The 5,874-nt window shown below is 71.9% G+C and carries 6 protein-coding genes; 2 read left to right on the forward strand and 4 right to left on the reverse strand.

Annotation, left to right across the window (positions count from 1 at the left end; translation table 11 throughout):
- Nucleotides 1-244 precede the first annotated feature (244 nt).
- Together ETD96_RS40025 and mce are read right to left on the reverse strand one after the other, a co-directional pair.
- Nucleotides 245-1,567, reverse strand: a complete 1,323-nt coding sequence (locus ETD96_RS40025; protein ID WP_138641695.1) for a DivIVA domain-containing protein — start codon at nucleotides 1,565-1,567, stop codon at nucleotides 245-247.
- A gap of 330 nt (nucleotides 1,568-1,897) precedes the next feature.
- A complete protein-coding gene (gene mce / locus ETD96_RS40030; RefSeq protein ID WP_138641696.1) occupies nucleotides 1,898-2,332 on the reverse strand; it encodes a methylmalonyl-CoA epimerase in 435 nt (144 codons plus the stop codon).
- Between the two features lie 108 nt (nucleotides 2,333-2,440).
- Here mce and ETD96_RS40035 point away from each other — a divergent pair, with 108 nt between their 5' ends.
- Nucleotides 2,441-3,631 (forward strand): acetyl-CoA C-acetyltransferase, encoded by a 1,191-nt coding sequence (locus ETD96_RS40035; protein ID WP_138641697.1) that lies wholly within the window; start codon nucleotides 2,441-2,443, stop codon nucleotides 3,629-3,631.
- A 13-nt stretch (nucleotides 3,632-3,644) separates the two neighbouring features.
- Here the strand turns inward: ETD96_RS40035 and ETD96_RS40040 are convergent, their stop codons facing one another.
- On the reverse strand, nucleotides 3,645-4,337 hold the full coding sequence (locus ETD96_RS40040; RefSeq protein WP_138641698.1) for a DUF4230 domain-containing protein: 693 nt from the start codon (nucleotides 4,335-4,337) through the stop codon (nucleotides 3,645-3,647).
- A 142-nt stretch (nucleotides 4,338-4,479) separates the two neighbouring features.
- Here ETD96_RS40040 and ETD96_RS40045 point away from each other — a divergent pair, with 142 nt between their 5' ends.
- Nucleotides 4,480-4,794 (forward strand): DUF3817 domain-containing protein, encoded by a 315-nt coding sequence (locus ETD96_RS40045; RefSeq protein WP_138641699.1) that lies wholly within the window; start codon nucleotides 4,480-4,482, stop codon nucleotides 4,792-4,794.
- Between the two features lie 106 nt (nucleotides 4,795-4,900).
- Here the strand turns inward: ETD96_RS40045 and ETD96_RS40050 are convergent, their stop codons facing one another.
- Nucleotides 4,901-5,707, reverse strand: coding sequence for a hypothetical protein (locus ETD96_RS40050; RefSeq protein WP_138641700.1), 807 nt, complete (start codon nucleotides 5,705-5,707; stop codon nucleotides 4,901-4,903).
- Nucleotides 5,708-5,874: the final 167 nt, after the last annotated feature.

A 5,874-nucleotide genomic window follows, 5' to 3' on the forward strand; every position in this document is an offset into this window, starting at 1 on the left:
GGGGGCGGGGACGCGGTGCTCGCCCGCCGGCCGTCCCGTGCCGGGCGCCGCCTCCGGCTCGTCTTCGCGGGAGGTCTCGTCGGGCACGCCGCTCTCCTCTTCGTCCTCTGCCTCGCCGATGCGACGTGGTCACGCGCGGGTCATGGTTCGGGGCCGTCGGACCGACGTCCCACGGTGGTAAGACGAAGGAAAGCCTAGAGGCGTTCACCGCCTCTAGGCTCTCCTCGACGCCGTGCTCAGGAACTCACTCCTGCCACCAGTCCTCGTCGTCCTCCTCGGACTTCTTGGCCTGGGCCTGCTTGGCGGGCGCGGCCTTCGCGGCGGCCGGCTGCTGCTGCTTCTGCTGCGCCGGGGCCGGCTTGGGCTCGGCCGCCGGGATCGCGGCCTTCTCCGGGGGCGCGGCCAGCTCGGGCTCGCCGCCCATCGTCGGCGCGACGCCGCCGATGAGCTGGCGCAGCTGGTTGAGGTGGCTGGTGATGCTGTCGCGCTGCCGGGTGAGCTCGTCGACCTGGCGCTGCGCCGCCGTCCGGACGCGGTCGGCCTCGGCCTTGGTCTCGGCGAGCAGCTGCTCGGCCTGCGCCTTGGCCTCGGCGATCACGTTGTCGGAGTTCTTGCGCGCGTTGGCCATCAGCTGCTTGGCGTGCGAGTCGGCCTCGCGCCGGGTCTGCTCGGCCTGCTGGGTCGCCTTCGCGGCGCGCTGCTCGGCGGACGCGGCGCGCTGCTCGGCCTCGGCGACCAGCTTCTGCGTGGCGGCCTGCGCCGCGGAGTGCCGCTCGGCGTCCTGCCGGTCGGCCTCCTCGCGGCGGGCGGCGAGCTGGATCTCGAACTCGGCCTCGGCCTGGGCGCGCTGGGCCTCGCTCTCCTCCAGGATGCGCTGGGCCTGCGCGCGCATCTCGTCGGCCTGCCGCTTGGCCGTGGTGAGGATCTCGTCGCGCTCGCGCTTGGTGGACGCGCGCAGCTGCGCGACCTCGCGCTCGGTGGTGGTGCGCAGCTTGGCGATCTCGCGCTCGGCGCCCGCCCGCTTCTCGGCGACCTCGTGGTCGGCGGTGGCGCGCAGCTTGGCGACCTCGCGCTCGGTCGTGGAGGTCAGCTCGTCGGCCTCGCGGCGGGCCGAGGTGCGCACCTCCTCGGCCTCGCGCTCGGCCGCGTTGCGCATGTCGTCGCCCTCGCGCTGGGCGGTGGCGCGCAGCTCGGCGGCGTCGTTCTCGGCGGTGGCGCGCTGCTCGGCGGCGTCGACCTTGGCCGCGGCCTTGATCTCGTTCGCCTCGGAGCGGGCGGCCTGCACGAGCTCGGTGGCCTGCTCCTCGGCGAGCCGCAGCAGCTGCTCGATGCGGGCACCGAGACCGGAGTAGGTGGGACGTTCCTGCTCTTGCAGCTGACGATGGGCGTCCGACAGCTCCCGCTGCAGGGCCTGTGTCTGCTCGCGGGTCTGCCGCACCTCGTTGTCGAGCTGCTTGATGTGCTCGTCGACCTGGTGCCGGTCGTAGCCGCGAAGCACCACGTCGAACTCGCGCGGGGGCGTGTCTTCAAAGAAGTTGCTGAGCTGGGCGTCGATGTCGGACTGCATGTGGCTCAATCCTGATGTGACGGGGCTACGGGTGGTTCCGGGGACCGGTTGAACGCCTGGCATGAACGGCGCAGTGCCCCAGGACCTCTTCCGGCGAATGAAGCGTACTCCGGACACTGCCGTGTTGGGGGCTCATCTTGACGCGCTGCGTGGAATGTCCGGTTTGTTGCCGTGTTCGGGTGCGGCAAGGGTGCCCAGGTACCTGGGGGGCAAATGCACCAGATGTGTCCGAACGGTCACAGAGCGGCGGTCACGGGCCCGCCGCCGCCCGCCGTGATATCGAACACGTCACGATCCGGTCGCGCCCCCGGCCGCGCCCGGCGCGCGTGATCATTCCGCGTCGCGGCGCTTCTGCACGAGCTCCGTCAGCACGCCGTGGCAGTCCTTCGGGTGCAAAAAGTTGATCAAGGATCCCATGGATCCGTTGCGCGGCGCGTCGTACAGCACGCGCACGCCCTTGCCCGCGATGCCGGCCGCCTCGTCGGCGACGGTCCCGTCCGTCCCGAACGCGATGTGGTGGACGCCCTCGCCGTTCTTCGCCAGCCACTTGGCGACCGCCGAGTCCTCCCGGATCGGCTCGATCAGCTGCAGGTAGCTCGCCGCCCCGTCCCCGGTCTCGTTGATCTTGAGCATGCACTCCCGGACGCCCTGCTCCTCGTTCACCTCGAAGTGCGCGTCGGTGAAGCCGTAGGTGGCCTTGTAGAACTCCACGGTCGCGTCCAGGTCGTGACAGGCGATGCCGATGTGGTCGATACGGGTCAGCATGGGCTTTCTCCCTACTAGGACGGCCAGGCGGGGGCGAACCGAACCGGTCGGCGTTCCCCTGGGTATGGTGGCAAACGTCGGCGCAGCACCACCTGGAGGGCCCCCAACATGACCGCTACGTCCGTGATCGTCGCCGGTGCGCGCACCCCCGTCGGGCGCCTGATGGGCTCGCTGAAGGACTTCTCCGCGGCCGACCTCGGCGCGCACGCGATCAAGGCCGCGCTGGAGCGGGCCGGGGTCGCCGGCGACCAGGTGCAGTACGTGATCCTCGGCCAGGTGCTGCAGGCCGGCGCGGGGCAGATCCCGTCCCGGCAGGCGGCGGTCAAGGCGGGGATCCCGATGAGCGTCCCGTCGATCACGATCAACAAGGTGTGCCTGTCCGGGCTGGACGCGATCGCGCTCGCCGACCAGCTCATCCGGGCCGGCGAGTTCGACATCGTCGTGGCGGGCGGCATGGAGTCGATGACCCAGGCCCCGCACCTGCTGCCGAAGTCGCGCGGCGGCTACAAGTACGGCTCCGTCGAGGTCCTCGACCACATGGCCTACGACGCGCTCACCGACGCCTTCGACGGCATCGCCATGGGCGAGTCGACCGAGCACCACAACGCCAGGCTCGGCATCTCCCGCGAGGAGCAGGACGAGTTCTCCGCGCGGTCCCACCAGCGCGCCGCCGCCGCCATCAAGAACGGCGTGTTCGACGACGAGATCGCGCCGGTCGAGATCCCGCAGCGCAAGGGCGACCCGATCGTGTTCGCCAAGGACGAGGGCGTCCGCGCCGACACCACGGTCGAGGGCCTGGCCCGGCTGCGCCCCGCGTTCAGCAAGGACGGCACGATCACGGCGGGCTCGTCCTCGCAGATCTCCGACGGCGCCGCCGCGGTCGTCGTGATGTCCAAGGCCAAGGCCGAGGAGCTGGGCCTCTCCTGGATCGCCGAGATCGGCGCGCACGGCAACGTCGCGGGCCCCGACAACTCGCTCCAGTCGCAGCCGTCCAACGCCATCAAGCACGCGCTCGGCAAGGCGGGCCTCACCGTCGACGACCTCGACCTGATCGAGATCAACGAGGCGTTCGCGTCCGTGGGCATCCAGTCGATGCGCGACCTCGGCGTCTCCGCGGAGAAGGTCAACGTCAACGGCGGCGCCATCGCGCTCGGCCACCCGGTCGGGATGTCCGGCGCGCGGATCGTCCTGCACCTCGCCTACGAGCTGAAGCGCCGCGGCGGCGGCACCGGCGCCGCGGGCCTGTGCGGCGGCGGCGGTCAGGGCGACGCGCTGATCATCCGCGTGCCCACCGCGTAGCGCCCGCCGCCGCTCACTGGGCGCTGGGCTGCTGGACGGTCACCGTCGTGAAGCCCAGCGCCTTGAGCATGTTCTCCAGCATCGTCTTGGTGTTGGCGTCCGCGCGCTGCGTAAGCCCGCTCTGCGCCGCGGCCGTCTGGATCTTCTGGGACGCGAGGACGTAGAGCTGCTGCTGGTTGTTCGGGTTGCTGCTGAAGAAGTCGCCGAAGCGGTCGATGAGGCCGCGCTCGGTGGCGTAGACGTAGCTGGTCTTCGGGTCCAGGTTCGTCTTCTCCAGCTGCGCGCGCGGAAGCGTGATGGTCGCGGCCGTCCGGTCCTCGTTGACCTTGACGGCGCCCGAGGCGAGCTGGGAGAAGTCCACGTAGGCGTCGACCGTGCCGTTCCCGACGAACAGCGTCCGCTTGCCGCGCAGCGAGCCGGGCAGGAACTTCGCGTCCTTCTCCAGGTCGACGATGACCTGGAAGCTGCCGCTCGCCGCCTCGTAGCGGTGCAGGTCGCGGATCGACTTCAGCAGGACGGGCCCGCTGCGGTCCTTCGTCTCCTCGGCGAACGGGTTCAGCCACCCCGGCAGGCCGCGCAGCGCCTGCTGCGCGAGCAGCACCAGGGCGACGGTCGCGACGACCAGGACGAGGGGGGTCACCAGGCCGCGCCGGGGAGCGCGGGACGGCGTGGGGGGTGCGTCGTTCTTCGGTTCGGCGTCGGCCATGCCCCTCACATTCCCGGCATCCCGGTCCTCCTATCCGGCAAGGCGGTGACGTCGGCGTGTTCCCACGTGGTCCCGGGTGTGATCAAGGCCATAGGTGCGGCCGAAACCCCGTGCCGCGATCGACCGTTGACGGGGCGTGGACATGATTCGTGTTTTCCGGTTCGTCTCCGTCGCGGAGGCGATCTCGTTCCTTCTCCTGCTGCTGGTCGCGATGCCGCTGAAGTACGGCGCGGACGCGCCGGTGGGCGTCCAGCTGATGGGGCCGGTGCACGGAGTCCTGTTCATCGCCTACGTGGGGCTCGTCTTCCTCGTCCGGGAGCAGCTCCAGTGGGACATTAAGCGCACGGTTCTGGCCCTCGGCGCCGCCGTCCTTCCGGTGGCCCCGTTCTTCGTGGAACGCCACTGGGCCCGGCCCGTGACGCCCGCCGCCGAGCCGCAGCCGGCCGGGCGGGCCTGAAAGACTCCTGCGTGGCCGCGGCAGGCTGGGGGTGGCCGCCGCGGTCACGCAGGGGACAACGCCTTTTCATCGGCGGGTGAGCTTCACGTGCGGTTGAGCGCGCTGCTCACGTCCGGTTGAGCGCGCGGCGGGACATCTCCGGCGCGCGGTGCTTCTTGGGCTGGGTCGGGCGGAAGTCGTCCGGGCCGAGGGCGCAGTTCCGGTACTCGGTGAAGTGGTGGCGCAGCCACGCGCGGCGCCACTGCTCGCTCCAGGACGCGAACCGGCGGGCCGCGCGGGTGTCGTCGATGGACGGGGGATCGTCGCCGAGCAGCCACGCGTCGACCAGCGCCCGGTAGCCGCCGGGGGAGGCGGCCGCGCACATGCTCGGGTCCTTGAGGGCGTGACTGATCTGGCGGGCGGCGCGCGCGGCGTATCCGGGGGAGAGGCCCTCGTCGAGGTGGACGAAGGCGGTGCCGCCCGTGACCTCGACGGGCGCCCAGCCGGGACGCTGCCGCACCGCCGTGAACGCGCCGGGGGTCCCGTTCAGCCGCGCGGCGAGGGGGACCATCTCCTCCGTCAGCCGAGGCAGCGCGTTCTGCAGCGCCGGGTGCACGCAGACGACCAGCGGCCACTCCCGGCACACGGGCTCGGCGTCGGCGGTCCGGACCGCGGCGCCGCCGGAGTCGTGCAGGCCGAGCGTGGCGGTGCCGGTCGCGGCGAGCGCGGCGGCCAGCGGCAGGACGAGCAGGAACCGCCGTGTCGCCCACAGCACGTAGCCGAGGATCAGCGCGGCCGTCAGCCCGGCCGTCCAGGCGACCTGGTCGGCGAACACGCGGGGGCGCAGGGTGGTGAACAGGTCGATGCGGGGGAACGCGGCCGGGGGGAGCAGGCTCCACCACGACACGCCGGGGATGCGCAGCGCCGCCCACATCGCCGTCGCGCCGAACGCCAGCGGCGCCGTCGCGCGGTGCGGGACGACGCGGCCCGTCAGGTAGCCGACGACGACGTGCAGGACGAGCGCGCCCGCGCCCGCGGCGACGCCCAGCGGCTGCGGGTGCCCGGCCCCTGTCTCATATAAACATCTCCGAGCCCACGAGA

This window comes from Actinomadura geliboluensis (genome assembly GCF_005889745.1).
In the GTDB taxonomy this organism is placed as follows: Bacteria; Actinomycetota; Actinomycetes; order Streptosporangiales; family Streptosporangiaceae; genus Spirillospora; species Spirillospora geliboluensis.

Excerpts from the sequence above, each read along its gene's own strand:
- ETD96_RS40035 (WP_138641697.1), top strand. The coding sequence starts at position 2,441 with ATGACCGCTACGTCCGTGATCGTCGCCGGTGCGCGCACCCCCGTCGGG.
- ETD96_RS40040 (WP_138641698.1), bottom strand. The coding sequence starts at position 4,337 with ATGGCCGACGCCGAACCGAAGAACGACGCACCCCCCACGCCGTCCCGC.
- ETD96_RS40045 (WP_138641699.1), top strand. The coding sequence starts at position 4,480 with ATGATTCGTGTTTTCCGGTTCGTCTCCGTCGCGGAGGCGATCTCGTTC.
- ETD96_RS40025 (WP_138641695.1), bottom strand. The coding sequence starts at position 1,567 with ATGCAGTCCGACATCGACGCCCAGCTCAGCAACTTCTTTGAAGACACG.
- ETD96_RS40050 (WP_138641700.1), bottom strand. The coding sequence starts at position 5,707 with ATGTGGGCGGCGCTGCGCATCCCCGGCGTGTCGTGGTGGAGCCTGCTC.
- mce (WP_138641696.1), bottom strand. The coding sequence starts at position 2,332 with ATGCTGACCCGTATCGACCACATCGGCATCGCCTGTCACGACCTGGAC.